This is a genomic window from Pseudomonas mosselii, from assembly GCF_019823065.1.
Lineage (GTDB): Bacteria > Pseudomonadota > Gammaproteobacteria > Pseudomonadales > Pseudomonadaceae > Aquipseudomonas > Aquipseudomonas mosselii.
The window spans coordinates 1336872-1363580 of the sequence record NZ_CP081966.1; the positions used below are offsets into that span (position 1 = coordinate 1336872).

Here is a 26709-nt window from a genome sequence, read left to right on the forward strand (position 1 = left end):
CGCGTTGAACATTGCACGGGTGGCCCCATGAGCGCTTCCCTGGCCCGCCTGGAGCGCAAGCTCGGCTACACCTTCAAGAACCAGGACCAAATGCTGCTGGCCCTGACCCATCGCAGCTACGCCGGGCGCAATAACGAGCGCCTGGAGTTCCTTGGCGATGCCATCCTCAACTTCGTGGTCGGCGAGGCGCTGTTCGAGCGCTTCCCGCAGGCCCGTGAAGGCCAGTTGTCGCGCCTGCGCGCACGCCTGGTCAAGGGCGAGACCCTGGCGCGGCTGGCCCGCGGCTTCGACCTGGGCGAGTACCTGCGCCTGGGCTCGGGTGAGCTGAAAAGCGGAGGTTTCCGTCGCGAGTCGATTCTTGCCGACGCCCTCGAGGCCCTGATCGGGGCGATCTACCAGGACGCCGACATGCAGACCGCCCGCGAGCGGATCCTCGCCTGGCTGACCGACGAGTTCGATGGGCTGACCCTGGTCGACACCAACAAGGACCCCAAGACCCGCCTGCAGGAGTTCCTGCAGTCGCGTGCCTGCGAGTTGCCACGTTACGAAGTGGTGGATATCCAGGGCGAACCGCACTGCCGGACCTTCTTCGTCGAATGCGAAGTGGTCCTGCTGAACAAGAAAAGCCGTGGCCAGGGCGTGAGCCGGCGTATCGCCGAGCAGGTCGCCGCCGCCGCCGCATTGATCGCCCTGGGCGTGGAGAATGGCAATGACTGAGAATACTTCGACCCGCTGCGGCTATGTCGCCATCGTCGGTCGCCCCAACGTGGGCAAGTCCACGCTGCTCAACCACATCCTCGGCCAGAAGCTGGCGATCACCTCGCGCAAGCCGCAGACCACCCGCCACAACATGCTCGGCATCAAGACCGAGGGTGACGTGCAGGCGATCTACGTCGACACCCCCGGCATGCACAAGGCCAACGACAAGGCGCTGAACCGCTACATGAACCGTAACGCCTCGGCGGCCCTCAAGGACGTTGACGTGGTGATCTTCGTGGTCGACCGTACCAAGTGGACCGACGAGGACCAGCTTGTGCTGGAGAGGGTGCAGTACGTGACCGGCCCGTTGATCATCGCGGTCAACAAGACCGACCGCATGGAAGAGAAGGCCGAGCTGATCCCGCATCTGCAATGGCTGCAGGAACAACTGCCGAACGCCGAAGTGATGCCGATTTCCGCGCAGCAGGGGCACAACCTCGAAGCGCTGGAAGCCCAGATCGCCAAGCACCTGCCGGAAAACGAGCACTTCTTCCCGGAAGACCAGATCACTGACCGCAGCAGCCGCTTCCTCGCTGCCGAACTGGTGCGCGAGAAGATCATGCGCCAGCTCGGTGCGGAGCTGCCGTACCAGATCACCGTGGAAATCGAGGAGTTCAAGCAGCAGGGCCACGTGCTGCACATCCATGCGCTGATCCTGGTCGAGCGTGACGGGCAGAAGAAGATCATCATTGGCGACAAGGGCGAGCGTATCAAACGCATCGGGTCCGAGGCGCGCAAGGACATGGAAGTGCTGTTCGACTCCAAGGTCATGCTCAACCTGTGGGTGAAGGTCAAGGGTGGCTGGTCCGACGACGAGCGCGCCTTGCGTTCTCTGGGTTACGGCGACCTGTAAGCCCCAATCCCTGCTTTTGCTCCTGTGGGAGCGGGCTTGAGCCGCGATGGCGATCGCGGGGCAAGCCCGCTCCCACAGGCATTTCTGGCATCGAGAGATCCGAATGGACCAACCCACCCCACAACCCGCCTACGTGCTGCACAGCCGCGCCTACAAGGAAACCAGCGCGCTGGTGGACTTCCTCACCCCCCAGGGGCGGGTGCGGGCGGTGCTGCGCCGGGCGCGGGGCAAGGGTGGCAGCCTGGTGCGGCCGTTCGTGCCGCTGGAAGTCGAACTGCGCGGGCGCGGCGAACTGAAGAACGTCGGTCGCATGGACAGCATTGGCATCGCGGCCTGGCTGCACGGCGATGCGCTGTTCAGCGGGCTCTACCTCAACGAGCTGTTGATGCGCCTGCTGCCCGCCGAGGCGCCGCATCCGGCGTTGTTCGAGCACTACACCCTGACCTTGCAGGCCCTGGCCGCCGGGCGGCCGCTGGAGCCGTTGCTGCGCTCCTTCGAATGGCGCCTGCTGGACGAGCTGGGCTATGCCTTCGCCCTGGATCATGACGTCAACGACACTGCCGTCGTCGCCGAAGGGCTCTATCGCCTGCAGGTTGACGCCGGCCTGGAGCGCGTCGAGCTGTTCCAGCCCGGGCTGTTCAAGGGCAGCGAACTGCTGGCCCTGGCCCAGGCCGACTGGGAAGCGCCTGGTGCGTTGCTCGCCGCCAAGCGCCTGATGCGCCAGGCCCTGGCGGTTCACCTGGGGCCCAAGCCGCTGGTCAGCCGGGAACTGTTTCGCAAGCGCTGAGCACGACGTATGCTGTGGGGCTCAATCTTCAGGAGAGCCCTTTCGTGACTCACAGCAACCGCATGCTTCTCGGCGTCAACATCGACCACGTGGCGACCCTGCGCCAGGCCCGGGGCACCCGCTATCCGGACCCGGTCAAGGCCGCCCTGGACGCCGAGGAAGCGGGTGCCGATGGCATCACCGTGCACCTGCGCGAAGACCGCCGGCATATTCAGGAGCGCGATGTGCTGCTGCTCAAGGACGTGCTGCAGACCCGCATGAACTTCGAGATGGGCGTCACCGAGGAGATGATGGCCTTCGCCGAGAAGATCCGCCCGGCGCATATCTGCCTGGTGCCGGAAACCCGCCAGGAGCTGACCACCGAAGGCGGCCTCGATGTGGCCGGCCAGGAGGCGCGGATCAAGGCGGCGGTCGAGCGTCTGTCGCGCACCGGCGCCGAAGTGTCGCTGTTCATCGATGCCGACGAGCGGCAGATCGAAGCCTCGCGCCGGGTCGGTGCGCCGGCCATCGAGCTGCACACCGGCCGCTATGCCGATGCCGAGACGCCGACCGAGGTCGCCGAGGAGCTCAAGCGCATCGTCGATGGCGTGGCGTTTGGTGTTGGCCAGGGCCTGATCGTCAATGCCGGTCATGGCCTGCACTACCACAACGTCGAGGCGGTGGCGGCAATCAAGGGCATCAACGAGCTGAACATCGGCCATGCGCTGGTGGCCCATGCACTGTTTGTCGGCTTCAAGGCGGCGGTGGCGGAGATGAAGGCGCTGATCGTCGCCGCTTCGCGCTGATTCAGCCCCTGGGGCTGCAAGGCAGCCCCAGCGTCATTCGGCTTTGAAGAGGAGGGTAAAGCGAGTTGGCCCTTCGACCTGGCTGCTCACCTCGACCCGTCCCCCATGCAGCTGCATGATCGACTTGACGATCGCCAGCCCCAACCCCGTCCCGCCTTCCAATCGTGAACGTCCGGCGCCGGCCCTGTAGAACCGTTCGAACAGGTGCGGCAAGTATGCCTCGCCAATCCCCGGCCCGCGATTTTCCACCCACACGCCGATCTGGTCGCCGATTCGCTCGATGCCCACGGCCACTGGCTGGCCTTCAGGGCCATGGCGAATCGCATTGCTGAGCAGGTTCGACAGCGCCCGCTGGAACATCAGCTTGTCCGCCATCGCGGTACCCCAGCCTTGCAGGTGCAGGGAGATACCCCTGAGCTCGGCGCTGAAGGTGAACAGCTCGCTCACCCGCGCCACTTCGTCCGCCAGCGCCACGGGAACCAGGGCCACCTGGGTCTGCGGCTGGCTGACCTGGGCCAGGAACAGCATGTCGTTGATGATGCGGTTGAGCCGAGTCAGCTCCTCGACGCTGTCTTCCAGCGCCTCGCGGTACTTGTCGCCATCACGCTCGCGGGCCAGGGTGACCTGGGCCTTGCCCATCAGGTTGCCGATGGGCGTGCGCAGTTCGTGGGCCAAGTCGTCGGAAAACTGCGACAGCTGACGCACGCCCTGGTCGAGCCGGTCGAGCATCACGTTGATGGCGCGGGCCAGGTCGGCCAGTTCGACGGGCAGGCCCTCGTCCGGCAGGCGATGCTCCAGGTCCTGGGCCGAGACTTGCCCGGCGATCCGGCGAAAGTGCCGCAGCGGGCGCAGGCCTCGCTGCACCAGCTTCCACGCGGCGATGCCGATCAGCACCAGCAGCAGCGGCAGGGCCAGCAGGGTGGAGTGCAGGTAGGCCTGCAACAGGCTGTTGTCGTCGCTGCGGTTGAGCGACATCAGCACCTTGACCGGGGTGTTGTCGCGCAGGCGCATCAGGCGGCTGGCAGTGAGGATCTGGTTGCCATCGTCGTCGCGCCAGGTGTGGAAGGTCAGCCGGTTGTCGGCCTCCAGGTCCAGCAGGTGCTGCGGCTGCAGCGCCGGCCCCAGGCTGAGCAGGGCCGGGTGGCGGCCGTTGATGGCCATCACGCTGAGGCTGAGGTTGTCATGGCCCATGACCAGGTCGAGCAGCGGGTGGGCGCGAGCGCCGAGGTCGTCGCTGCGCAGATCGACGCGCAGGTTGTGCTCGACTTGCAGCATCTTGCGCGCCAGGTCCTTGCGCGCCCGGCTGTCCAGCTCGTGGTCGAGGGCGAACACCGCCAGGCACGCCAGCAGCAAGACCAGTGCCGCGCCGAGCAGGGTGACGGTCAGGCCCAGGCGCAGCGACAGGCTCGGGCGGCGCTTCACGCCCGGGCCTCGAGCACGTAGCCGACGCCGCGCAGGGTGTGGATCAGCTTGTCCTCGAACGGGTCGTCGATCTTCGCTCGCAAGCGGCGGATCGAGACCTCCACCACGTTGGTGTCGCAGTCGAAGTTCATGTCCCACACCAGCGAGATGATCTGTGTGCGCGACAGCACTTCGCCGCTCTGGCGCATCAGCAGGTGCAGCAGGGCGAACTCCTTGGCGGTCAGGTCGATGCGCTGGCCGCCGCGCCAGGCGCGGTGGCGGCCGGGGTCGAGTTCGAGGTCGGCGACCTTCAGCGTGCTCGGCTGCAGGCGCTGGTCGTTGCGCCGCAGCAGGCTGCGGATGCGCGCCAGCAGTTCGGGAAACTCGAAGGGCTTGAGCAGGTAGTCGTCGGCGCCCAGGTCCAGCCCCTTGACCCGGTCGGCCAGACGGCCATGGGCGGTGAGCATCATGATCCGCGTCGAGGATTCGGCGCGCAGGCGCTGCAGCACGCCCCAGCCATCGAGCCCGGGCAGGTTGACGTCGAGGATCACCAGGTCGTACGCCTGCTGGCGGGCCAGGTGCAGGCCGTCGGTGCCGGTATGGGCGCAGTCGACCACGTAGCCGTTCTCGCGCAGGCCCTGTTGCAGGTAGTCGGCGGTGCGGGGTTCGTCCTCGATGATCAGTAGGCGCATGGTCGGGCTCTGTGTGGAAAGGGGGCGATTCTCGACCCTGTAGTGACATCAGGGTCAAGCGGCGAGGATGTTACTGGATGCGAATGGGCAAGCGGCGGGAATAACGGATTTGTAATGCGCGGGTCATGTGCCTGACAGGGTGATCCTGTGGGAGCGGGCTTGTCCCGCGATACGGCTCTCTTGCAAGACTGTAATGTCCGCCTCACCTTGGTGTTAGCTCCCGCTTGCGATGATGGCCCTGTCGAAACGGTTATCACGAGGCAAGCACGATGAACCTGACCAAGTACCTGCTGCTGGCGATTCTCGCCCTGGGCAGCACCAGCGCTTTCGCCGAGGGAGGCGCGGAGCGTTCGAAGCAATTCTGGCAAGCGTTCCGCGACGACCAGGCGCGCCTGTACGGCGACAAGCAGCAGGCGCTGGCTGAGCGCGAGCGCAAGGCCGAGGAAAAGGCCCGCGAACTGGCCAAGGACTGAGTACCACACACCTGCGCCGCGACAGCTCCTCGGCGCAGGTGAGCCTGGGCGCCCGAACGGGCGCCCTTTTTTATTTGCGTGCCAGCAGCGTGGCGCGGCGCGGGGCTGGCAGGCCTTCGATGGTCTTGCCGTGGTCGTTCGGGTCGAGGAAGTCGCCCAGCGACTGGTAGCGCATCCACTCGGTGCTGCGCTGCTCCTCGACGCTGGTGACGCTGACATCGACGCAACGCACATCGCTGAAGCCGGCGCGGCGCAACCAGCGCTCCAGGGCCGGTACCGACGGCAGGAACCAGACGTTGCGCATCTGCGCGTAGCGATCCTCGGGTACCAGCACCTGGTTTTCGTCACCCTCGATCACCAGGGTTTCCAGCACCAGTTCGCCGCCCTTGACCAGGCAGTCCTTGAGCGCCAGCAGGTGCTCGATGGGCGAGCGGCGGTGATAGAACACGCCCATGGAAAATACGGTATCAAAGCCTTCGAGGTTGGCCGGCAGCTCCTCGAGGGCGAACGGCAGGTGCCAGGCCGGCAGTTCAGGCAGGTACTGCTGCACGGCCTGGAACTGGCAGAAGAACAGCCAGTTGGGGTCCACGCCGATGACCATGTCGGCGCCGGCGCCGAGCATGCGCCACTGGTAGTAGCCGTTGCCGCAGCCCACATCGAGCACGCGCTTGCCCTTGAGGTCCAGGTGTGGGCCGACCCGTGACCATTTCCAGTCCGAGCGCCACTCGGTGTCGACATGCACGCCAAACAGGTCGAACGGGCCCTTGCGCCAGGGCGACAGGCCCATCAGTGCCTGCCGCATCTGCGCCCGGGTGGCGTCGTCGCAGGCGCAGTCCAGGCGCAGGCCGTCGACCAGGTCGATTTCGCTGGGGGTCAGCCGCGGCAGTGCCTCGAGGGCGCCGCGCCAGCGGTCGAGGTCGCCGTGGCCCTTATCCAGCTTGGCTTCGAGTTGCGCCTGCAGGCCCTGGGACCAGGTGGCAAGGGGCGTGCCCGCCAGGCGGCGGACGAGGGGGGACAGATCGATCATGGCAGGGCTATCAGCGAGGCGAAGTTGAGGCATTGGAACCAGGGCACGACCTTGGAGAAGCCGGCGGCGCGCAGGCGCTGCTCATGGGTTTCCAGGGTGTCGGGCTTCATCACGTTCTCGATGGCGCTGCGTTTCTGGGCGATTTCCAGTTCGCTGTAGCCATTGGCACGTTTGAAGTCCAGGTGCAGTTCGTTGAGCAGGTCCTGCTCCTGCGCGTCGGTGAAGCGCAGTTTTTCCGAGAGAATCAGCGCACCGCCCGGCAACAGGGCCTGATGGATGCGGCCGAGCAGCTCCAGGCGTTGCTCTGGGGCGACGAACTGCAGGGTGAAGTTCATCGCCACCACCGAGGCCGGTTCGAAGGGCAGGGTGAGGATGTCCGCCTCCAGCACCTGTACCGGCAGCAGCTCCTGGAACATCGAGTCCTGGGCGGTGAGGTACTGGCGGCAGCGCTCGACCATGGCCGCGGAGTTGTCCACCGCGATGACCCGGCAGCCGTCCGTGCGCACATGGCGGCGCAGCGCCTGGGTCACCGCGCCCAGCGAGGCGCCGAGGTCGTACAGCACGGAGTTCGGCTGGGCGAAGCGCGCGGCCAGCACGCCGAGGTTCTCGACGATGGTCGGGTAACCGGGCACCGAGCGCTTGATCATGTCCGGGAACACCTGCACCACGTCTTCGTTGAAGACGAAGTCGGGCACCTGCTCCAGGGGCTGGGCGAAAAGGCGGTCGGGTTGTTTGCTCACGGGCGGGTCCAGGCGGCTGGCAATCTACAGGGGCGGCATTCTAGCCAAACCACGGCAAGCTTGCATGACTCGCTGACCGGCGCCGTGCGCTCACTTCACCCGGATGGCGCAATCGAAGGTCTGCACCGGTCGCACTTCAGGGGCCCAGGGCTGCTGGTAGACCAGGATCAGGTGGCCTTCGCCGGCGGCCTTGGCCTGGAAGCGCCAGGTGGAAAGCCCGCCGCTGCCGACGATGCCGGCTTGTTCCGGGGAGCTGTATACCTCGGGACCGAGGCTGCGCAGGATCTCCGAAGCCGGGTTCTGCAGCAGCCAGCGGTAGCCGGTGGTGGGGTTGCTGGGCAGGGTGAGGGTCATGGTCTGGCCGACGACCAGGCGCTTGGGGCACTCGCTTTCTCCGTCCAGTTCGACGGTGCGTTGCGGTTGCTGGGCGCAGGCGGTGAGCAGGGCCAGGGCGGCGGGAACAAGCAGGCGAGGGAGAGACATGTTGGCTCCTGAAGCTGGAATGGCCTGAGGATAACCGAAGCTGTCGCAGTTTTGTGGGGTGGTGGGGGGCCATCGCGGGGCCAGCCAGCTCCCACAGCGTATGCGTGGGAGCTGGCTGGCCCCGCGAAGACGGGCTGTCAGAACAACACTTTCGCCACGTCGGTAAAGCGCTTGGCGAAGTGCACGCTCAACCCTTCCTTCAGGTAGTCAGGCAGCTCTTCGAAATCGCCACGATTGGCCTCCGGTAGGATCAGTTCGAAGATTTTCTGCCGTCGCGCGGCGATCACTTTCTCGCGCACTCCGCCGATCGGCAGCACCTGGCCGGTCAGGGTCAGCTCGCCGGTCATGGCCACGCCTTTCTTCGGCGCCTGGTCGCGGGCCAGCGAGAGCAAGGCACTGGCCATGGTCACGCCGGCGCTGGGGCCATCCTTGGGCGTGGCGCCCTCGGGCACGTGCAAGTGGATGAACGCCTCGTTGAAGTAGCCGGGCGTGCCACCGAACTGCTTGAGGTTCGAGCTGATGTAGCTGTAGGCGATCTCTGCCGATTCCTTCATCACGTCACCCAGCTGCCCGGTGAGCTTGAGGCCGCGGTTGAGGCTGTGGATATGCGTGGCCTCGATCGGCAGGGTGGCACCGCCCATGCTGGTCCAGGCGAGACCTGTGATCACGCCCTTGCCGGCCAGTACCTGCTCGCTGCGAAACACCGGCATGCCCAGGGCGGGCTCGAGGTCCTTGGCGGCGATCTTGAGTTTGGCCTGCGGATCTTCCAGCAGCTTGACCACCGACTTGCGCACCAGCTTGCCCAGCTGTTTCTCCAACTGACGCACACCGGCTTCGCGGGCATAGCCCTCGATCACCGCACGCAGGGCGGCGTCGTTGATGCTCAGGCTGGTCTTGGCCACGCCGGCCTTGTCCAGCTGCTTGGGCCACAGGTGGCGCTTGGCAATGGCCAGCTTTTCCTCGGTGATGTAGCCGGACAGGCGGATCACTTCCATACGGTCGAGCAACGGGCCGGGGATCGAGTCGAGGGTGTTGGCGGTGCAGACGAACAGCACCTTGGACAGGTCCAGGCGCAGATCGAGGTAATGGTCGAGGAAGTCGACGTTCTGTTCCGGGTCGAGGGTTTCCAGCAGCGCCGAGGCCGGGTCGCCCTGGTAGCTCTGGCCCATCTTGTCGATCTCGTCGAGCATGATCACCGGGTTCATCACCTCGACTTCCTTCAGCGCCTGCACCAGCTTGCCCGGCTGGGCGCCGATGTAGGTGCGGCGGTGGCCCTTGATCTCGGCCTCGTCGCGCATGCCGCCGACACTGAAGCGGTAGAACGGTCGGCCCAGGGACTCGGCGATGGACTTGCCGATGCTGGTCTTGCCGACGCCCGGCGGACCCACCAGCAGCACGATGGAGCCGCTTATCTCACCTTTCCAGGCGCCCACGGCGAGGAACTCGAGGATGCGCTCCTTGATGTCGTCCAGGCCCGCGTGGTGGCGGTCGAGGACCTTGCGCGCGTGCTTGAGGTCGAGCTTGTCCTTGCCGTACACGCCCCAGGGCAGAGCCGTGGCCCATTCCAGGTAGTTGCGGGTGACGGCGTACTCCGGCGAGCCGGTCTCGAGGATGGCTAGCTTGCCCATCTCCTCGTCGATGCGCTTTTTCGCCTGGTCAGGCAGGGTCTTGCCCTCCAGGCGCTGCTGGAACTGCTCCAGGTCGGCGCTGCGGTCGTCCTTGGTCAGGCCCAGCTCCTGCTGGATGACCTTGAGCTGCTCCTTGAGGAAGAACTCGCGCTGGTGCTCGCCGATCTGCCGGTTCACCTCGGCGGAGATCTCGTTCTGCAGCCGGGCCACCTCGACTTCCTTGCGCAGCATCGGCAGGACCTTTTCCATGCGTTTGAGCATGGGTACGCAGTCGAGCACTTCCTGCAGCTGGTTGCCGGTGGCCGAGGTGAGGGCGGCGGCGAAGTCGGTGAGTGGCGAGGGGTCATTGGGGCTGAAGCGGTTGAGGTAGTTCTTCAGCTCTTCGCTGTACAGCGGGTTGAGTGGCAGCAGTTCCTTGATCGCGTTGATCAGGGCCATGCCGTAGGCCTTCACTTCGTCGGTGGGCTCCGCCGGCTGGCGTGGGTAGTCGACCTCCACCAGGTAGGGTGGGCGGTGGTGCTTGAGCCAGGTGTGGATACGCACGCGGGTCAGGCCCTGGGCGACGAACTGCAGCTTGCCGCCTTCGCGGCTGGCGTGGTGGACCTTCACCAGGGTGCCGTACTCGGGCAGGGCCTTGGTGTCGAAGTGGCGGTGGTCTTCCGGCGGGGTGTCCATGAAGAACAGCGCCAGGGCGTGGTGCGGGGTCTTGGCGACCAGGTCGAGGGTTTCGGCCCAGGGTTCTTCGTTGACGATCACCGGCAGTACTTGCGCGGGGAAGAATGGGCGGTTGTGGATCGGGATCACATAGACCTTGTCCGGCAGCTGCTGGCCGGGCAGGGCGAGGTGGTGGCCGGGGGCGGCCTGGGGATCGAGGTGTTCGACTTCGCTGTGTTCGTCGGGATGTTCTGGGAAATCCTGCTGGTCGCTCATGGGGCACCTGCGTGAATGGCTATGGTGCTTAGATGGGGCGGTGGTGGGCAGGTTTCAATGGTAGACGAAGGGGGGAGAACCGCGGGGGGAACAATAGCGGGTAAGCCCGCTCCCTGGTTGGGAGCGGGCCTGCCCTGCGACAGGCGTGACGCTTACTCAGCCAATTTGTAAGCGATGATGTAGTCGCCCATTTTAGTGCCCAGCGAGCCATGGCCGCCCGCGGTGACCAGCACGTACTGCTTGCCGTCCTTGCCGGTGTAGCTCATCGGCGTGGCCTGGCCGCCGGCCGGCAGACGAGCCTTCCACAACTCCTGGCCGTTCTTCACGTCGTAGGCGCGCAGGTACTGGTCCAGGGTGCCGCTGAGGAAGCCCACGCCACCGGCGGTGACGATCGAGCCGCCCATGCTCGGCACGCCCACCGGCATGCCGATCGGCACCGGGGTGCTGTCGCGGGTGGTGCCGTTCTTGTGCTTCCACACCACCTTGTTGGTGAACAGGTCGATGGCCGCCACATAGCCCCAGGCCGGTGCCTGGCACGGGATGCCCAGCGGCGACATGAACGGGTGCATGGTCACCGCGTACGGCGCGCCGGCGTTCGGCTGCACGCCGCTGGTCTCGCTTTCGCGTTTGCTGCCTTCTGCTACCTGCTCGCGCGGGATCATTTTCGACACGAAGGCCATGTAGTTCGGCGAGGTGAAGAGGATCTGGCGCACCGGGTCGACCGACACGCTGCCCCAGTTGAACACGCCTACGTTGCCTGGGTAGACCAGGCTGCCCTGCTCGGAAGGCGGCGTGTACTGGCCTTCGTAACGCAGGCTGCGGAACTGGATGCGGCAGAGCATCTGGTCGAACGGCGTGGCGCCCCACATGGCCTGTTCGGTCAGATCGGGGCCGAGCAGGTTGAGGTCGGAGCGGGCCTGGGTCGGCGCGGTGTGGTCGCCTTTCACGGCGCCCTGCGGTACCGGGATCTCGCGGATCGGCACGATCGGCGTGCCGTCGCGGCGGTCGAGCACGTACAGGCTGCCTTGCTTGGTCGGCACGATGACCGCCGGCTTGACGCCGTCGTCGGTCTTCAGGTGAACCAGGGTCGGCTGGCTGCCGACGTCCATGTCCCACAGGTCGTGGTGGGTGAACTGGTAGTTCCAGCGCGCCTTGCCGGTGGCCAGGTCCAGGGCGACGATGCCGGCGCTGTACTTCTCGGCACCCGGAGTGCGGTCGGCACCCCACTGGTCGGGGGTCTGGTTGCCCAGCGGCAGGTAGATCATGCCCAGGTCTTCGTCGACGCTGGCGATCGACCACATGTTGGCCGAGTTGCGGCTGTACATTTTCCCGTCGGCCAGGGGCTTGGTGTCGTCCGGGTTGTTGCTGTCCCAGTTCCACACCAGGTGGCCGTCGTGCACGTCGTAGGCGCGGATTACGCCGGACGGCTCGTTGGTCGATTCGTTGTCGGTGACATGGCCACCGATGATCACCAGGCTGCGGGTGATCGCCGCGGGCGAGGTGGAGTAGTAGCCACCGGCGGTGAACGGGCCGATGCCGCGGGTCAGGTCGATCACGCCCTGGTTGGCGAAGCCTTCGCAAACCTTGCCGGTGTCGGCGTTGATGGCGATCAGGCGGGCGTCGGCGGTGGGCAGGTACAGGCGGCGCGGGCATGCCTGGGCCACGGCCTGGCCGGCGTCAGTAATCTTCGGCGCGGGGCTGCCGTCACGGCTGACGTAGTTGTTCTCGTCATAGTACGAGACGCCGCGGCAGGTCATGTGGGCGAAGCCCTTGAAGGTGCCGGTAGGGCTCTTGACCTGGGGGTCGTAGCGCCAGATTTCGGCGCCGGTATCCGGGTCCAGGGCCAGCAGGCGGCTGTGGGCGGTGCAGGCATAGAGCATGCCGTTGACCTTCAGCGGGGTGTTCTGGTTGGTCAGCTCCACCGGGTCGTTTTCGCTTGGCAGATCGCCGGTGCGGATGCGCCAGGCCTCTTCCAGGCGGTAGGCGTTCTGCGGGGTGATCTGGCGCAGCGGCGAGTAGCGGTCGCCGTGTTCGGTGCGGCCGTAGGCCTGCCATTCACCCTCCGGCATGGCCGGAGCGGCGCTGCCCATCTCGCTGTTGTCGCGGGTGAACTCGCCACGGATCTCGCCCGGGTGGGTGAACTGGCTGGCCACGGCGGTGGCGCCGGAGGCGACCACGGCGACGCTGAGCAGGGCGGTGTTGACTTTCGACGCGGGGCCGACCAGCGGGCGGCGTGCCCACGGCAGCAGCAGGACCACGCCGATGGCGAACCAGATGGCCAGGCGCGGCACCAGCTGCCACCAGTCCAGGCCGACTTCCAGCAGCGCCCAGGCGGTGCTGCCCAGCAGCATCAGGCCATACAGGCCCAGGGCGATGCGACGCTTGGCCAGCAGCAGGATGCCGGACAAGGCGAAGCCGATACCGGCAATCAGGTAGTAAAGCGAGCCACCCAGCTGGCTCAGCTTGATGCCGCCGGCCAGCAGGGCCAGCCCCATCAGCAGCAGCAATACGCCCATCAGGCGCGGTAGCCAGCGGGTTCCATTCTTGGCACCGTCAGTGCTCATCGTCTGTTCTCCGTAGTGTGAAAGGGTCGGGTTAGAAACTGCTCTGGATCTTCAGGCCGCCGATCAGGGCGTCGTCGACCCGCGACACCCCGCCCGGATGGCGGATGTACTGCAGGTTCGGGCGCACGGTGAGCCAGTCGGCCAGGTGGATGCCGTAATAGAGTTCGGCGCTGTATTCGGTGTCCTGCACGGGCAGGAAACCGGGGTTGTCGTAGTCGTCCAGGCCGTTGGCCTGGTTGATGAGGCGGGCGTTCTTGCGGTAGCCGGGATTGACGTGCACGCGGGCCAGGGCGAAACCGATGTCGTCCTTGGCGCGGGCATCGAAGGGCCCTTTGTAAACCACACCTGCCTGCACATAGTTGTCGATGGCATTGGTCTTCTTGTCGTGCACCGTGGCATTGGCGAACAGGCTCAGGCCGCGCGACTGGTCGGAGGCCAGCGCGGTTACCTGCTGCTGGGCGCCGAGCCACAGGCCATGCTTGCTCGAGCTGCTGCGGTAGGCGGCGCCGCTGATGGCGGCAGGCGCGCCGGTGCTGTCCTTGAGTACATCCTGTGCCTTGGCATTACTGTAGTAGTAGCCGGCGCGATATTCCCCTTTCAGGCCATTGACCCGCGGGCTCCAGACCAGTTCGATCGGCATCACCGCGCCCTGGGTGCCGCTGCCGCTGAGCTTGAAGCCGTTGCCGCTCTCGAGGTTGGAGGGGTTCTGCTCGAAAACGCCGACCTGGGCGTAGAGTGCGTCGTTCAGGTTGTAGCGCACGCGCAGGGCCCACTGGCTGACCGGCCAGTTGTACCAGATGCCGCCGACCCAGTTGCCCACCTGCGAGCCGCAGAACGCCAGGTTCTGGAAGTCGCAGGGGAAGCTGTTGAAGTCCTCGCCTTCGCCAAAGCGGCCGAATTTCACGTCCAGCGTGCCATCGAAGTATTTCTGCTTGATCCACATCTGCGTCAGCCGCCAGGTCTCGCCACGGCCCCAGACCTCCTGGGCCGAGGTGAAACCGCCGACGCGCGGGTCGTTGATGCGGTCGTTGCTGATGTTGTCGCCATGGCGTTCGGTGACGGTCAGCTGGAACTCGGTGTCTTGCCAGCCGAGGATCTTTTGCAGGTCCATGTTCACGCCGAAGGTGAACTGGTCGCTGTAGCGCGCCGCGCGGTCATGGCTGTAGCCGCCGTGCAGGTTGCTGCCCATCTCGCCGGTGTAGCCGAGGGTGAAGTCATAGCCTTTCTCCAGCAGCTCGCTGCGGGTTCCGCCCCAGTCTCCGAGCATCCACGGCGAGTCCTTGGCGAACATTTCGCTGGCGCTGGTGGTGGGGGACAGGGCGCCGAGCAGGGTGGCGAGGGCGAGGCCGGAGTAGCGGGTATTGGGCAGCTGGAGCATGAGATAGCGCTATCTTTTGATTGTTGAAGAAACGGCAAGCGCAACGAAGTGCGAGATCTTCGAAGGGAAATGACTGCGTTGGGTATCGAATGAAGCGATTCAGCTTGCGGCGGGGAGGATATAGGGGAAGTTGTAAGAAAAAAAGACAAAATGTCGCAGGGGATTGTTGCTGACGGGGTAACAGTAAGTGCGCAGGAGGCTGCTTTGTAGCCTATTCGCCGGCAAGTCGGCTCCCACCGGTACAGCGCAGTCCTGTGGGAGCCGGCTTGCCGGCGAAAGGGGCGCATAGCGCCCCTGGCAATCAGAAGCTGGTACGCAGCCCCACCTGCACACTACGCCCCGGCGCCGGCGCGATATCACGCAGGATCGAGCTGGCATAGCGCACGGTCTGGTCGGTGAGGTTCTCGCCGCGCACGAAGGCCAGCCATTCACTCTGGCCGATGTCGAAGCGATACCCCAGGCTGGCGCCGAGGGTGGTGTAGCCATCGGTGCTGGTCTCGTTGGCCGGTTTGCGATGCTGTGACGCCGCGTGCTGCACATCGACACGCGCCTGCCAGCGGTCCAGCTCCCAGACCAGGCCGCTGTTCAGGCGCAGCGGGGCGATGCGCGGCAGCGGCTCGCCGCTGTCGAGGTTCTTGGCCCGGGTGTAGTCGCCGGACAGTTCCAGGGCGAAGCTGCCGTAGTGGTTTTTCAGCAGTTGCCAGCGGTCCTGGGCCTCGATGCCGTAGAAACGTGCCCGCACGCCCTGATAGGCATACTCGGGGATATCGCCGTGGTCATGATCATGATCGTGGTCATGGTCATGGTCATGATCGTCGTGGTCGTGATGATGGCCTTCACGCAGGTTGCCGGTGCCAATCAGGCCGATGTAGTTGCGAAAATGGCTGTAGAACACGCCGACGCTGCCCTTGTGGGTGCCGTTGTCGAAGCGCAGGGCCAGGTCGGTGGAGATGGCCTCCTCCTTGTTCAGGTTCGGATCGCCGATCTCGTAGGCGCCGGTGGCCACGTGGGCACCGTTGGCGTACAGCTCGTAGAAAGTCGGCGCGCGCTCGGTGTAGCCAAGGTTGGCGGCCAGCGACCAGATCGGGTCGAGCTGGTACACCGCGCCCGAGGACAGGCTCAAGGCGTTGAAGCTGCTGGCGCTGTCGGCCCCGGCGAAGTTCTCGTTGCCCTTGGCATCCGGATCGACCCGGGTGTGTTCCAGGCGCGCGCCCAGGCTCAGGTTCAGGCGTTCGCTGGCCTGCCATTGCTCAAGCAGGAACAGCGCCAGGCTGTCGGTATCGGTGTGCGGGACAAAGGCTTCCTCGCCTAGCGCGGAGAATTCGTTGCGGCTGACCTGGGCGCCGACCACGCCCTCGACCGGGCCCAGCGGCTGGTGACGGGCCTCGATGCGCGCTTCGTAGCCTTTGTTCTTGAAGGTGGTGTGCACCTCGCCGCTTTCGATTTCGCGGTGCTGGTAGTCGGTGTAGCCGGCATCGACCTTGACCGAGCTGAACGGCCCGTCGAGGTCGCGCAGTTCCGAGGCGAAGCCGTAGTGGTCCTGCTGCATGTCCAGGCGCACGCCGGGCTCGGCCACCGAGCCGTAGTTGCTGTCGTAGCGGCTGTAGGACAGGCCGGTGTAGCCGTGATCCCAATGGTACGAACCGCCGATCGCACCGCCGTCCTGGCGACCGTCGCTGTTCTCCAGGCGGTGCTTGCCGCCGGGCTCGTCGGCATCGCGGACCTTCGAACTGCGGGCGTAGCCGGGGATGCGCAGGTCGTTGAACTGGCGGCTGTTGGCGTCCAGGTGCAGGGCGAAGGCGCCGTTGCCGGCCTCCAGCTTGCCAGCGCTGCTGCGGGTGGTGTCGGCGCCGCCGTAGCGCAGTTCGCCCGCGCCATGGATGCCGTCGATGGGCGAGTCGGGGATGCGGTTGTCGAAGGTGTTGACCACGCCACCGATGGCGTTGCCGCCATATAGCAGGGCGGCCGGGCCGCGGACGATCTCGACCCGCTCGACGGTGACCGGGTCCAGTGGCACGGCGTGGTCGTAGGACAGCGACGAGGCGTCCAGGGCGCCGACGCCGTTGCGCAGGATACGAATACGGTCGCCGTCCAGGCCGCGGATTACCGGGCGGCTGGCACCGGGGCCGAACCAGGTGGAGGCGACGCCGGGCTGTTTGTTGAGGGTTTCACCGAGGCTGGCGTGTTGCTGTTGCAGCAGGTCGTCGCCTTCGAGGACGGTGCTGGGCGCGGCCAGTTGGGCGTTGCCCAGCGGGTTGGCAGTGATCACCTGGGGTTGCAGTTCCACGGCCTGGCTGGAGGTGGAGACCAGCCAGAGCGCGACGGCAAGGGGAGAGAGGTGCAGCGGCATGTGACGCATGGGGATGTGGCGTTCCTTGGCAGAATTGTTAATAGTTACTTTATAACATTTCATCACAAGCTGTTTGCCACGGGCCAGTACTTTGTGAAGTAACGTGTTTACCCTGTAGGCGATCGTCCAGCCCTGTGGGAGCGGCCTTGCGTCGCGAAAGGGCTGCGCAGCAGCCCCGGCAATTTTTGATGGTGGCTCAGAACCTGGGGCCGCTGCGCGCCCCTTTCGCGACGCAAGGCCGCTCCCACAGAGGACAGTTTCCAGCGCGACAGCGTGGCCCGAAGGGCTGGGCAGTCTCCTACAGGGCTCAGCGGTAGAGGCTGTAGATGCCACTACACTCGTGTAAGGTGCGCACCTTCCCGAACCTGGAGCACTGGCATGAGCACGGCCAATCACAACGCGCTGCACGGCAAGACCCTCGAGCAGATCCTTACCGAACTGGTGGCGCACTACCAATGGCAGGGCCTGGCCGAGCGCGTCGACATCCGCTGCTTCAAAAGCGACCCGAGCATCAAGTCGAGCCTGACCTTCCTGCGCAAGACCCCGTGGGCACGGGAAAAGGTCGAGCAGCTGTACGTGAAGCTGCAGCGCAAAGGCTGATGCCGCCCCGCCCCTGGCTGACCCTGGCGGCCGTCCTCGGCTGGACGGGCCTGGCGATCCAGTTGTACCTGGTGCTGCTGGCGCGCTGGCAGGAGCAGGCCAGCCTGATCGGCGGGCTGGTCAACCTATTCTGTTTTTTCACGGTGTTGAGCAATACGCTGGTGGCCACCGTGCTCAGCCAGGCCGCGTTCGGCCGCGAGTCGGCGGCCAGGCGCTGGTTCTTGTCACCCGCTGTGAGCTCATGCATCGCCGCGAGCATTCTGCTGGTGGCACTGGCCTACAGCCTGTTGCTGCGCCACCTTTGGCAGCCCCAGGGCTGGCAGTGGCTGGCGGACGAACTGCTGCACGATGTGATGCCGCTGGTGTTCGTCCTGTACTGGTGGCTGGAGGTGCCCAAGGGGCAATTGCGGCTCTGGCACCTGGCGGCCTGGGCGCTGTACCCGGTGTTGTATTTTGCCTTCGTGCTGCTACGCGGGCATGAGATTGGGGTCTATCCCTATCCGTTCATCGACGTGGCACGGTTGGGATATGGGCAGGTGCTGGGCAATGCCCTGATGGTGCTGGCGGGATTCTGGGGGATCGGGTTGGTATTGCTGGGGTTGGATCGCTGGCGCAGGCATTCATGAGATTGGCCATATGCAATCCCTGTAGTAGCGGCCTTGTGTCGCGAACGGGCCGCACAGCGGCCTCGGCAATTTCTGCCTTGGCGCTGAGATCCCGGGGCTGCTTTGCAGCCCTTTCCGACCGGGCCGACACCTCGGCAAGGCCGCTCCTACACGGGGTGTGCAGATTCTGATCATTCGTCGTCGGCAGTGCCGTCAGCTCGCCAGTAAGCCGCAGCCTTGAGGGCATCCTCGGGAACGCCTTTCTCCAGCAGCAGCGCCTTGGCCTGGCGGGTCAGAGCCTTCTCCAGCGCCACCCAGCCATACAACCGGCCCTGGGGCAACGCCAGGTGCTTCACCCGCTCCAGCACATCCTCCTGGTGCCGGCGCACCCAGATCACCTCGACCTGGGCCTTGCTCGTCAGCACCTGGCGCTCCTGCTCGTCCTCGATCTGGATCACCGCCAGTACCTGGCGGCCCGCCGGCAGTTCTTCCAGGCGACGGGCAATGGCCGGGATCGCCGTCTCGTCGCCGATCAGCAAGTAGCTGTCGAAGATATCCGGCACCACCATCGAGGCCCGCGGGCCGGCGATGTCCAGGGTCTGGCCGGGCGCGGCCTGGGCCGCCCAGGTGGAGGCGGGGCCATCGCCATGCAGGACGAAATCGATATCCAGCTGGTTGTTCACCAGGTCGATGCGCCGTGGCGTGTACTCGCGCATGGTCGGCCGGGCGCCGCCATCACGGCCCAGGTTGCGCGCGTCGATGGCCTGCTGCTCTTCGGGCGTGCAGGCGAACAGCAGCTTGATGTGGTCGTCCGTGCCGACACTGGTGAAACCGGTTAGCTCCGCGCCACCGAGAGTAATGCGGCGCATGCGCGGGGTGAGGTCGGTGACCCGCAGCACTTCGAGGCGGCGCTGGCGAATCTCATGGTTGACGCGATGAATGGTGTCGCTCATGGGGTGTTCTCCGTAACAAGGTTGGCCGGCCCGGAGGCGATGGCCTTGGCGGTGTCGTTGAGCAGGTTGCGCACCCGCTCGATCTCTTCGCTGGTCCAGCGGCCGCTGTGCATGTGCAGGGCGTGGCGCAGGTTGCCGACCGCTTCATGGATTTCCGGCGGCCGGTCGTGGCCGCGCAGGGCGCGCTTGCTAACCTCGATGCGCATGCGCACGCCGTCGAGGGCGACGGCCTGTTCCTGCAAGGCACTGCGGCCGGCATCGGTGATGGCGTAGAGGCGCTTGCTGCCCTGGATGGCGCCGGTGACCAGCTCGGCTTCCTCGAGATAGCTAAGTGTGGGGTAGATCACCCCGGGGCTGGGGCTGTAGCTGCCGTCGAAGAGGGTCTCGATCTGGCGGATCAGGTCGTAGCCATGGCCGGGTTGCTCGGCCAGCATCGAAAGCATCAGCAACTTCAGGTCGCCCGGGGCGAATACCCGCGGGCCACGTTCGCCGCGGCCGGGACGGCGTTCGAAGGGGTCGTGGTCGCGCATGGGGAAGGGCTCCGTCTGTTTAGATATATCGCAAGATATTACTCAAGATATATCTAAAGACAAGCCCTCAAATGCAGATGATTATCATCTGTTTTTTTGATGGTTCAGGACTGGCCTGCCACTTGTGGTGCCTTGCAGGCGGTGGGATTGCCCGGCTCCAGATACGGCATGAGAATCGGTGCCATGCCCTTGAGCACCTGCACCGGCAACGCCGAGGTGAACGTGAACGCTTCTGCCGAGCGCCCCGGGACGAACGCGGTAAGGGTGCCGAAGTGGTTGTCGCCGAGGAAGAACACGAAGGTCGCGGTGCGGTTCAGCGAACGCGAGCCGATCAACCGGCCGCCGGCGCCGAAGCTTTCGATGCGGTTGTCGCCGGTGCCGGTCTTGCCGCCCATCACCAGCGGGGTGCCGTCGTGCAGCTTGAAGCTGCCGGAGATGCGCCGCGCGGTGCCGGCGTCGACCACCTGCGACATGGCGCCCTTGAGCGCCCGGGCGACTTCCACCGGGAGAATCCGCTGGCCACGGTCCGGGTCGCTGATCAGCTGCGTTTCGTAGGGGGTGTTCTGGGCGAAGTGCAGGGTGTCGATGCGCAGCGTGGGCAGGCGCACGCCGTCGTTCTGGATGATCCCGACCAGTTCGGAGAGCGCGGCCGGACGGTCGCCGGAGCTGCCGATGGCGGTGGCCAGCGACGGTACCAGGTGGTCGAACGGGTAGCCGACGCGCTTCCAGCGCTGGTGGATATCGGTGAACGCCTCGATCTCGACCATGGTGCGGATGCGGCTGTCGCGGGCGCCCTGGTGGCGGCTCTTGAACAGCCAGCTGTAGACCTCCTGGCGCTCGAAGCGGCTAGCGTTGAGGGCGTCCTTGAGCGAGGCGCCGGGGTTCTTCAGCAGGTAGCCGAGCAGCCACAGGTCCAGCGGGTGGACTTTGGCGATGTAGCCCTGGTCAGGCAAGTCGTACTTGCCCGGGCCGTAGGCTTCGTACATCTCCACCAGGCGGCCGTCGGTGAGCTTGGCCATGGCCTTCTTGTCTTCCTTGCTGTGGGCGCGAACGAAGGCGTTGAAGGTCTCCTGGCCGGCCTCGGGGAACAGGTAGCGGTGCACCGCGGCCAAGCGCTGCGGGGTTACCCGCATGCTGTCGAGGAAGGTGTCCAGGCGCTGCTGCGAGGTCTTGCGCTGGTACTTCTTCCAGAAACGCATGGTGTAGTTGGAGCCTTCGCGGTCGGCGAAGCGCGCCAGGTATTCCTGGCGGCGCGGATCGCTGTCGTCCCTGAGCAGTGGTTCGCGGTTGAACGGCTGCTGATAGGTGACGTAGCGCACGATGTCGCGCATCAGGCGGATGAACGGCAGGTTGATCGACTCGCGCAGGGCATCCTTGAGCGTGGGGTTGCGATTGTTGTCTTCCTTGCGGAAGTTGTTGAACACATGCATGCCGCCACCGGTAAAGAAGGCCTCGCCGGTGTTGGCCGAGTACTTGCGCTCGAGCGCCGCGTCGAGCATGGCATCCAGGCCTTGGTTCTTGCTGTTCTGCATCAGCCATTCCAGCGACCACTGGGTGATGCGGTCGAGCTCGGCCACCGGGACCTTCTTCAGCTCGGCCGCCGGCTTGCCGGCATACTTGTCGTGCAGCTCGGCGATGATTTCCAGGTAGGTGGTCAGCACCCGCAGCTTGGCGGTGGAGCCCAGTTCGAGCTTGCTGCCTTCATTGATGTCGAAGGGCTGGTTGGTGCTGTCGGTCTGCACCCGTACCCGCGAACCGTCGGCGGTACGTTCGAACAGGGTAAAGCTGTAGCTCACCTGGTCGGTGGTCTTGGCCGTGAGCAGGCGTTCGCCGATCAGGCCCATCTGCGCGGCGAATACCGGGTCGGCGAGGTTTTTCAGGTACTGGCTGACCTGCACCTGCAGGTCGGCCTGCAGGGTGCTGGTGGCCGACAGATCGAGGCGGTCGAGGTCGTAAAGCGGCCGGTTGAGCATGGCTGCCAGGCGGTTGCGGGCCAGGCTGATGCCTTTGTTGGTGATAATCGGCACGATGGTCGGCTGGGCCACCCAGTCGCGGTACACCGCCTTGCTGGCCAGGGCGGCGTCGGCCAGGGCACGCTCGATGATGCCGTTGGCGGCGAGTACACGGATGTGCGAATCGGTGAGCTCGGCCAGTTCGATGCGGCCCTTGGACAGGTAATGCGAAGGGCGGCGCTGGGCGATCATCAGCGACAGCACCTGGCGCAGGGCCAAGCCGCGTTCGGCCATGCTCTTTTCGTCGCTGGCGGTGGAGGTGAGGGCCTGGTTGACCTGGTCGAAGTCGGCGCCGTACCACACCCGCAGGCCTTCGGCCATGCCGTGCACCTCGCCGTGGCCGGGTACCGCCGACAGCGGCACGCTGTTGAGGTAGTCGCGCACGATGCGCTCGCGAGCCTCGGTGGTGTCGGGGCCGCCCTGGTAGGCACGCACGCTGGCGGAAATCATCTGGCGGATCTTCTCGGCGCCTGAGACGGTCAGCCCGTCCGGCGAGTGGCGGTATTTCTCCAATTGGGTGGCCAGGGTGCTGCCGCCGGCTGACTGCCCGGGCAGGGCCAGGTACTTGGCCACCTGGCTATAGGCGGCCTTGGCGAAGCGTGGCCAGTCCACCGCTGGGTTGTTCTGCGGGTCTTTCGGGTCGAGCAGGTCGCGGTTCTCGATGAACAGCAGGCTGTTGACCATCACCGGCGGGATCGCCGCAAAGTTCGGGTACAGGTGCTGCGGGTAGTTGTATTGATAGAGCATGTCGCCGCGGCAGTCGGTGATCGACAGGCCAGCCTGGATCTTCTCCACATAGGGGACGAACAGGCCGTGATCGACGTAGTTCATCAGCGCCGGGGAGAAACGCACCTGCTGGTTGATCAGGTAGTCGCGCTTGAGCAGTCGCGGCAGGAATTCGCCCAGGGCGCTGTAGCCCAGGCGCCTGTCGAACGGACCCTCGCCCGGGTAGACGATGGCATCGCTCGGGCCGGGCTCAAGGGCGTAGGTGAGGGTACCGGCCAGGCGGCTGAACTCACGCGATTGCAGGCGCGAGGTCTGGAATTCGTCATAGGCGGCAAGGCCCACCGCGACCAGGCCGATCAACAGGATGAGCAGGATCAGGCGCCACCACAGGCGGCGCTGACGTGGGGTCTTGGGCAAGGGGGCTTCAGCCTGAGGTGCTTTGGGTGCTTCCGTTCTGGTTGGTTCCGATTGCCACAGTGCGCCCATAGTCTTGAGTCCGGCCAGGTGTTTTCGCGTTGCTTGTCTGAAGCTTAGACGCTGGCCAAGTTTGGTGAAAAATTTGTAAGAAGCTTCGAGCGATAGCGTATGAACATGCGCCTTTGGTGCGACTTCCATTCTTCGGCAATGTTGTTAATGTAGCTGCCCCATTCCTGTGCATGGGTGGAGCGAGGCCAGAATGCCCCTCCGGTTAAGGGCTTTTTGCCGAGAATTCTCGCCAAATATCCCGTTTTATATAGTGAAAAGCCCTGCAATTGGCTTCCTATACTGCTCGCCCCCTTCGACCCGCCGGCGCCCCGCGTCCGGTGGACAGGCCGCCCACAACGCGGCCTGGCGAGACGACGCCCCGCCTATCGGCGTGGTCGGTGCTGCACGAAGGTCAAATCCAATAACAAAATGAGGTTGTATTGCTATGCCAGTCGGCAACCATCCTGCCCACGACGCGTCCGTCCAGGGCGGCCCGCTCAAGCGCGAGCTGGGCGAACGGCACATCCGTCTGATGGCCCTTGGCGCCTGTATCGGCGTCGGCCTGTTCCTGGGATCGGCCAAGGCCATCGAAATGGCCGGCCCCGCCATCATGCTCTCCTACATCATCGGTGGCCTGGCCATCCTGGTGATCATGCGCGCCCTCGGCGAGATGGCCGTGCACAACCCGGTGGCAGGCTCCTTCAGCCGCTACGCGCAAGACTACCTCGGCCCCCTGGCGGGCTTCCTCACCGGCTGGAACTATTGGTTCCTGTGGCTGGTGACCTGCGTCGCCGAGATCACCGCGGTGGCCATCTACATGGGCATCTGGTTCCCCGATGTGCCGCGCTGGATCTGGGCGCTGATGGCCCTGGGCAGCATGGGCGCGATCAACCTGATTGCGGTCAAGGCGTTCGGCGAGTTCGAGTTCTGGTTTGCCCTGATCAAGATCGTCACCATCATCGCCATGGTGCTCGGCGGTATTGGCATCATCGCCTTCGGTTTCGGTAACGACGGCGTGGCCATGGGTATCTCCAACCTGTGGCGCAACGGCGGCTTCATGCCCAATGGCGTGACCGGCGTGCTGATGTCGCTGCAGATGGTGATGTTCGCCTACCTGGGCGTGGAAATGATCGGCCTGACCGCCGGCGAAGCGCGCAACCCGCAGAAGACCATCCCCCAGGCCATTGGCTCGGTGTTCTGGCGCATCCTGCTGTTCTATGTGGGCGCGCTGTTCGTGATCCTGTCGATCTATCCGTGGAACGAGATCGGCAGCCAGGGCAGCCCGTTCGTGATGACCTTCGAGCGCCTCGGCATCAAGACCGCCGCCGGCATCATCAACTTCGTGGTGATCACCGCCGCGCTGTCGTCGTGCAACGGCGGTATCTTCAGCACCGGGCGCATGCTCTACAGCCTGGCGCAGAACGGCCAGGCCCCGGCCACTTTCGCCCGTACCTCGAAGAGCGGCGTGCCGCGCAACGCGCTGCTGCTGTCGATCGCCGCGCTGCTGCTGGGCGTGCTGGCCAACTACCTGGTGCCGGAGAAGGTGTTCGTCTGGGTGACCTCGATCGCCACTTTCGGCGCGATCTGGACCTGGGTGATGATCCTGCTGGCGCAACTGAAGTTCCGCGCCGGGCTGAGTACCGCCGAGCGCAACGCGCTGAAATACCGCATGTGGCTGTGGCCGTTGAGTTCGTACCTGGCGCTGGCGTTCCTGGTACTGGTGGTGGGGCTGATGGCGTACTTCCCGGATACCCGCGTGGCCTTGTACATCGGTCCGGCATTCCTGGTGCTGCTGACGGCGCTGTACTACACCTTCCGTCTGGCGCCGAAAGAGGCCCAAGGCGTGGCGAGTACCGCCTCCTGATGAACAAAGCCCCGGCCAGTGCCGGGGCTTTGTTTTTGTATGGCCCTCATCGCGTGGCCGATCAGGCCGCCACCTCGCTATGCGGCTCGAAACTGTCGGCCCGGGCCAACTGCCACATCCGCGAATAAAACTGCCCATTGACCTCGCCGGTGAGCAGTTCGCCCGGCTTGAGGAACACGTGCATCTGCGAGAACAGCTTGATCTCGGTGGCCGAGATGCGCCGCACCAGGTGCTTGGCCTCCAATTGCGCCGGATGTTCCAGGCCCGCCGCGGCGAGCATCTCGGCCAGGGCGCGCAGGGTGTTGTGGTGGAAGTTCAGCACCCGCTGGGCCTTGTCCGGCACCACCAGCGCACGCTGGCGCAGGGCGTCCTGGGTGGCCACGCCGGTCGGGCACTTGTTGGTGTGGCAGCTCTGCGACTGGATGCAGCCGATGGCGAACATGAAACCGCGCGCCGAGTTGGCCCAGTCGGCGCCGATGGCCAGCACGCTGGCGATGTCGAAGGCGCTGACGATCTTGCCGCTGGCGCCGAGCTTGATCTTGTCGCGCAGGTTCAGGCCGACCAGGGTGTTGTGCACGAACAGCAGGCCCTCGCGCAGCGGCACGCCGATATGGTCGGTGAACTCCACCGGGGCGGCGCCGGTGCCGCCTTCCTTGCCGTCGACGACGATGAAGTCGGGCAGGATGCCGGTCTCCAGCATGGCCTTGGCGATGCCCATGAATTCCCATGGGTGGCCCAGGCAGAACTTGAAGCCCACCGGCTTGCCGCCGGACAGCTCACGCAGCTGGGCGATGAACTGCATCATCTCGATCGGGGTCGAGAAGGCGCTGTGGCGTGATGGCGAGATGCAGTCCTCGCCCATCATGACGCCACGGGTCTCGGCGATTTCCCGGGTCACCTTGTGCTTGGGCAGGATGCCGCCATGGCCGGGCTTGGCGCCCTGGCTCATCTTGATCTCGATCATCCGCACCTGCGGGTTCTGCGCCTGGACGGCGAAGCGCTCGGGGTCGAAGCGGCCGTCCGCGGTGCGGCAGCCGAAGTAGCCGCTGCCCAGTTCCCAGACCAGGTCGCCGCCATGTTCGCGGTGGTAGGGGCTGATGCTGCCTTCGCCGGTGTCGTGGTGGAAATTGCCCAGCTTGGCGCCCTGGTTGAGGGCCCGGATGGCGTTGGCGCTGAGCGAGCCGAAGCTCATGGCCGAGATGTTGAAGATCGACGCCGAGTACGGCTGGGTGCACTGCGGGCCGCCGACGCTGACGCGAAAGCTCGCCGGGTCGGCCAACGGCGCGGGGCGCATGGAGTGGCCGATGAACTCGAAGCCCGACTCGTAGACGTCGATCAAGGTACCGAAGGGTTTGTCCGAGGCTTCGTTCTTGGCCCGGGCGTAGACCAGTGAGCGCTGGGCGCGGGAGAAGGGCAGCGCGTCGCTGTCGGATTCCAGCAGGTACTGGCGGATCTCCGGGCGGATGCCCTCGACCAGGTAGCGGATGTTGCCCAGGATCGGGTAGTTGCGACGGACCGCGTGGCGTTGCTGGAGCAGGTCGAACACGCCAATCAGGCTGAGTACCCCGGTGGTCAGGGTGAACGGCCACAACCAGTCGTGGGCGAGGAACGGCAGGCTGGCGAGGGTGAACAGCACGCAGGCGGCGAAGAAGGCGTAACGGCTGAGGAGTGACAGGCTCATACGGTGTCCTTGCGAATGGCTCGGTCAGGCTCAGGGGCCTGGGGCAAACCCCGACCATAGCCCGTTTGGGCGCTGGGGGAAAAATGAAAATTGGGGTATCGAAAATCATTCGCGATGAGATATGTTATAAAGTATCCATAACTTACAGGAGATTGCCCCCATGAAAGCTGGTATCCACCCTGCCTATCGCCCCGTGCTGTTCCACGACACTGCCGCCGATGTGTTCTTCCTGATCGGCTCGACCGTCGAGACCGACCGCACCCAGGTGCACAGCGATGGGCAGACCTATCCGTACGTGGCGCTGGATGTCTCCAGTGCCTCGCATCCGGTGTACACCGGGCAGCAGCGCAAGACCACGGTCGAAGGGCGGGTGGCCGGGTTCAACAAGCGCTTCGCCGGTTTCCAGGCCAAGCGTTGATCGCG

At 65.3% G+C, this 26709-nt stretch carries 22 protein-coding genes; 9 read left to right on the plus strand and 13 right to left on the minus strand.

Going from position 1 to position 26709, the window contains the following annotated elements; all coding sequences use genetic code 11:
- Nucleotides 1–27 precede the first annotated feature (27 nt).
- From rnc to pdxJ, 4 genes are all read left to right on the plus strand, one after another.
- Nucleotides 28–717, plus strand: a complete 690-nt coding sequence (gene rnc / locus K5H97_RS05985) for a ribonuclease III (protein ID WP_028690123.1) — start codon at nt 28–30, stop codon at nt 715–717.
- A complete protein-coding gene (era, locus tag K5H97_RS05990) occupies nt 710–1612 on the plus strand; it encodes a GTPase Era (RefSeq protein WP_028690122.1) in 903 nt (300 codons plus the stop codon). Before rnc ends, era begins: the two co-directional genes overlap by 8 nt.
- Before the next feature lie 103 nt (nt 1613–1715).
- Complete coding sequence (gene recO, locus K5H97_RS05995; RefSeq protein ID WP_028690121.1) at nt 1716–2399, plus strand: DNA repair protein RecO; 684 nt, start codon at nt 1716–1718, stop codon at nt 2397–2399.
- A gap of 62 nt (nt 2400–2461) precedes the next feature.
- On the plus strand, nt 2462–3184 hold the full coding sequence (gene pdxJ / locus K5H97_RS06000; protein ID WP_189656959.1) for a pyridoxine 5'-phosphate synthase: 723 nt from the start codon (nt 2462–2464) through the stop codon (nt 3182–3184).
- 33 nt (nt 3185–3217) lie between these two features.
- Here the strand turns inward: pdxJ and K5H97_RS06005 are convergent, their stop codons facing one another.
- Entirely contained in the window at nt 3218–4606 is a 1389-nt protein-coding gene (locus tag K5H97_RS06005; protein ID WP_028690119.1) for a heavy metal sensor histidine kinase, read from the minus strand.
- Nucleotides 4603–5277, minus strand: a complete 675-nt coding sequence (locus K5H97_RS06010) for a heavy metal response regulator transcription factor (protein ID WP_028690118.1) — start codon at nt 5275–5277, stop codon at nt 4603–4605. The genes K5H97_RS06005 and K5H97_RS06010 overlap by 4 nt, the downstream gene beginning before the upstream one ends.
- Before the next feature lie 269 nt (nt 5278–5546).
- On the opposite strand from K5H97_RS06010, the gene K5H97_RS06015 reads away from it, so the two are divergent.
- Nucleotides 5547–5750 carry a hypothetical protein gene (locus K5H97_RS06015; RefSeq protein WP_028690117.1) on the plus strand — a complete coding sequence of 68 codons (204 nt, stop codon included), beginning with the start codon at nt 5547–5549 and terminating at the stop codon, nt 5748–5750.
- Between the two features lie 70 nt (nt 5751–5820).
- Here K5H97_RS06015 and cmoB read toward each other — a convergent pair whose 3' ends face one another.
- From cmoB to K5H97_RS06050, 7 genes are all read right to left on the minus strand, one after another.
- Nucleotides 5821–6777: a tRNA 5-methoxyuridine(34)/uridine 5-oxyacetic acid(34) synthase CmoB gene (cmoB, locus tag K5H97_RS06020; protein ID WP_028690116.1), complete on the minus strand. Its 957-nt coding sequence runs from the start codon at nt 6775–6777 to the stop codon at nt 5821–5823.
- Nucleotides 6774–7517 (minus strand): carboxy-S-adenosyl-L-methionine synthase CmoA, encoded by a 744-nt coding sequence (cmoA, locus tag K5H97_RS06025; protein ID WP_028690115.1) that lies wholly within the window; start codon nt 7515–7517, stop codon nt 6774–6776. The genes cmoB and cmoA overlap by 4 nt, the downstream gene beginning before the upstream one ends.
- A 90-nt stretch (nt 7518–7607) precedes the next feature.
- A complete protein-coding gene (locus tag K5H97_RS06030; protein WP_028690114.1) occupies nt 7608–8000 on the minus strand; it encodes a protease inhibitor I42 family protein in 393 nt (130 codons plus the stop codon).
- A gap of 137 nt (nt 8001–8137) precedes the next feature.
- Entirely contained in the window at nt 8138–10558 is a 2421-nt protein-coding gene (lon, locus tag K5H97_RS06035) for an endopeptidase La (RefSeq protein WP_028690113.1), read from the minus strand.
- Nucleotides 10559–10710: 152 nt separating this feature from the next.
- On the minus strand, nt 10711–13122 hold the full coding sequence (locus tag K5H97_RS06040) for a glucose/quinate/shikimate family membrane-bound PQQ-dependent dehydrogenase (protein ID WP_028690112.1): 2412 nt from the start codon (nt 13120–13122) through the stop codon (nt 10711–10713).
- A 31-nt stretch (nt 13123–13153) separates the two neighbouring features.
- A complete protein-coding gene (locus K5H97_RS06045; protein ID WP_028690111.1) occupies nt 13154–14500 on the minus strand; it encodes a carbohydrate porin in 1347 nt (448 codons plus the stop codon).
- Nucleotides 14501–14801: 301 nt separating this feature from the next.
- Complete coding sequence (locus tag K5H97_RS06050) at nt 14802–16859, minus strand: TonB-dependent receptor (protein WP_028690110.1); 2058 nt, start codon at nt 16857–16859, stop codon at nt 14802–14804.
- Nucleotides 16860–17228: 369 nt separating this feature from the next.
- Between K5H97_RS06050 and K5H97_RS06055 the strand changes: the two genes are divergently transcribed.
- Entirely contained in the window at nt 17229–17450 is a 222-nt protein-coding gene (locus K5H97_RS06055; RefSeq protein ID WP_028690109.1) for a VF530 family protein, read from the plus strand.
- Nucleotides 17450–18076 carry a Pr6Pr family membrane protein gene (locus tag K5H97_RS06060; RefSeq protein ID WP_028690108.1) on the plus strand — a complete coding sequence of 209 codons (627 nt, stop codon included), beginning with the start codon at nt 17450–17452 and terminating at the stop codon, nt 18074–18076. The genes K5H97_RS06055 and K5H97_RS06060 overlap by 1 nt, the downstream gene beginning before the upstream one ends.
- 170 nt (nt 18077–18246) lie before the next feature.
- Here K5H97_RS06060 and K5H97_RS06065 read toward each other — a convergent pair whose 3' ends face one another.
- From K5H97_RS06065 to K5H97_RS06075, 3 genes are all read right to left on the minus strand, one after another.
- Nucleotides 18247–19008, minus strand: coding sequence for a siderophore-interacting protein (locus K5H97_RS06065; protein ID WP_028690107.1), 762 nt, complete (start codon nt 19006–19008; stop codon nt 18247–18249).
- Nucleotides 19005–19538: a PadR family transcriptional regulator gene (locus K5H97_RS06070; protein ID WP_028690106.1), complete on the minus strand. Its 534-nt coding sequence runs from the start codon at nt 19536–19538 to the stop codon at nt 19005–19007. Before K5H97_RS06070 ends, K5H97_RS06065 begins: the two co-directional genes overlap by 4 nt.
- A 104-nt stretch (nt 19539–19642) precedes the next feature.
- A complete protein-coding gene (locus K5H97_RS06075) occupies nt 19643–22762 on the minus strand; it encodes a transglycosylase domain-containing protein (protein ID WP_028690105.1) in 3120 nt (1039 codons plus the stop codon).
- 424 nt (nt 22763–23186) lie between these two features.
- Here K5H97_RS06075 and K5H97_RS06080 point away from each other — a divergent pair, with 424 nt between their 5' ends.
- Nucleotides 23187–24605 carry an amino acid permease gene (locus K5H97_RS06080; protein WP_028690104.1) on the plus strand — a complete coding sequence of 473 codons (1419 nt, stop codon included), beginning with the start codon at nt 23187–23189 and terminating at the stop codon, nt 24603–24605.
- A 61-nt stretch (nt 24606–24666) separates the two neighbouring features.
- On the opposite strand, the gene K5H97_RS06085 is transcribed toward K5H97_RS06080, so the two are convergent.
- The gene (locus K5H97_RS06085) at nt 24667–26286 is read right to left on the minus strand and encodes an FMN-binding glutamate synthase family protein (protein ID WP_028690103.1); all 1620 of its coding nucleotides are present in this window, start codon (nt 26284–26286) and stop codon (nt 24667–24669) included.
- Nucleotides 26287–26446: 160 nt separating this feature from the next.
- On the opposite strand from K5H97_RS06085, the gene K5H97_RS06090 reads away from it, so the two are divergent.
- Nucleotides 26447–26704: a type B 50S ribosomal protein L31 gene (locus K5H97_RS06090; RefSeq protein ID WP_028690102.1), complete on the plus strand. Its 258-nt coding sequence runs from the start codon at nt 26447–26449 to the stop codon at nt 26702–26704.
- Nucleotides 26705–26709: the final 5 nt, after the last annotated feature.

Excerpts from the sequence above, each read along its gene's own strand:
- K5H97_RS06085 (WP_028690103.1), bottom strand. The coding sequence starts at position 26,286 with ATGAGCCTGTCACTCCTCAGCCGTTACGCCTTCTTCGCCGCCTGCGTG.
- K5H97_RS06050 (WP_028690110.1), bottom strand. The coding sequence starts at position 16,859 with ATGCGTCACATGCCGCTGCACCTCTCTCCCCTTGCCGTCGCGCTCTGG.
- K5H97_RS06040 (WP_028690112.1), bottom strand. The coding sequence starts at position 13,122 with ATGAGCACTGACGGTGCCAAGAATGGAACCCGCTGGCTACCGCGCCTG.
- lon (WP_028690113.1), bottom strand. The coding sequence starts at position 10,558 with ATGAGCGACCAGCAGGATTTCCCAGAACATCCCGACGAACACAGCGAA.
- K5H97_RS06030 (WP_028690114.1), bottom strand. The coding sequence starts at position 8,000 with ATGTCTCTCCCTCGCCTGCTTGTTCCCGCCGCCCTGGCCCTGCTCACC.
- K5H97_RS06060 (WP_028690108.1), top strand. The coding sequence starts at position 17,450 with ATGCCGCCCCGCCCCTGGCTGACCCTGGCGGCCGTCCTCGGCTGGACG.
- K5H97_RS06090 (WP_028690102.1), top strand. The coding sequence starts at position 26,447 with ATGAAAGCTGGTATCCACCCTGCCTATCGCCCCGTGCTGTTCCACGAC.
- pdxJ (WP_189656959.1), top strand. The coding sequence starts at position 2,462 with ATGCTTCTCGGCGTCAACATCGACCACGTGGCGACCCTGCGCCAGGCC.
- K5H97_RS06070 (WP_028690106.1), bottom strand. The coding sequence starts at position 19,538 with ATGCGCGACCACGACCCCTTCGAACGCCGTCCCGGCCGCGGCGAACGT.
- K5H97_RS06010 (WP_028690118.1), bottom strand. The coding sequence starts at position 5,277 with ATGCGCCTACTGATCATCGAGGACGAACCCCGCACCGCCGACTACCTG.
- cmoB (WP_028690116.1), bottom strand. The coding sequence starts at position 6,777 with ATGATCGATCTGTCCCCCCTCGTCCGCCGCCTGGCGGGCACGCCCCTT.
- K5H97_RS06055 (WP_028690109.1), top strand. The coding sequence starts at position 17,229 with ATGAGCACGGCCAATCACAACGCGCTGCACGGCAAGACCCTCGAGCAG.
- K5H97_RS06065 (WP_028690107.1), bottom strand. The coding sequence starts at position 19,008 with ATGAGCGACACCATTCATCGCGTCAACCATGAGATTCGCCAGCGCCGC.
- K5H97_RS06080 (WP_028690104.1), top strand. The coding sequence starts at position 23,187 with ATGCCAGTCGGCAACCATCCTGCCCACGACGCGTCCGTCCAGGGCGGC.
- era (WP_028690122.1), top strand. The coding sequence starts at position 710 with ATGACTGAGAATACTTCGACCCGCTGCGGCTATGTCGCCATCGTCGGT.
- rnc (WP_028690123.1), top strand. The coding sequence starts at position 28 with ATGAGCGCTTCCCTGGCCCGCCTGGAGCGCAAGCTCGGCTACACCTTC.
- recO (WP_028690121.1), top strand. The coding sequence starts at position 1,716 with ATGGACCAACCCACCCCACAACCCGCCTACGTGCTGCACAGCCGCGCC.
- K5H97_RS06015 (WP_028690117.1), top strand. The coding sequence starts at position 5,547 with ATGAACCTGACCAAGTACCTGCTGCTGGCGATTCTCGCCCTGGGCAGC.
- K5H97_RS06075 (WP_028690105.1), bottom strand. The coding sequence starts at position 22,762 with ATGGGCGCACTGTGGCAATCGGAACCAACCAGAACGGAAGCACCCAAA.
- K5H97_RS06045 (WP_028690111.1), bottom strand. The coding sequence starts at position 14,500 with ATGCTCCAGCTGCCCAATACCCGCTACTCCGGCCTCGCCCTCGCCACC.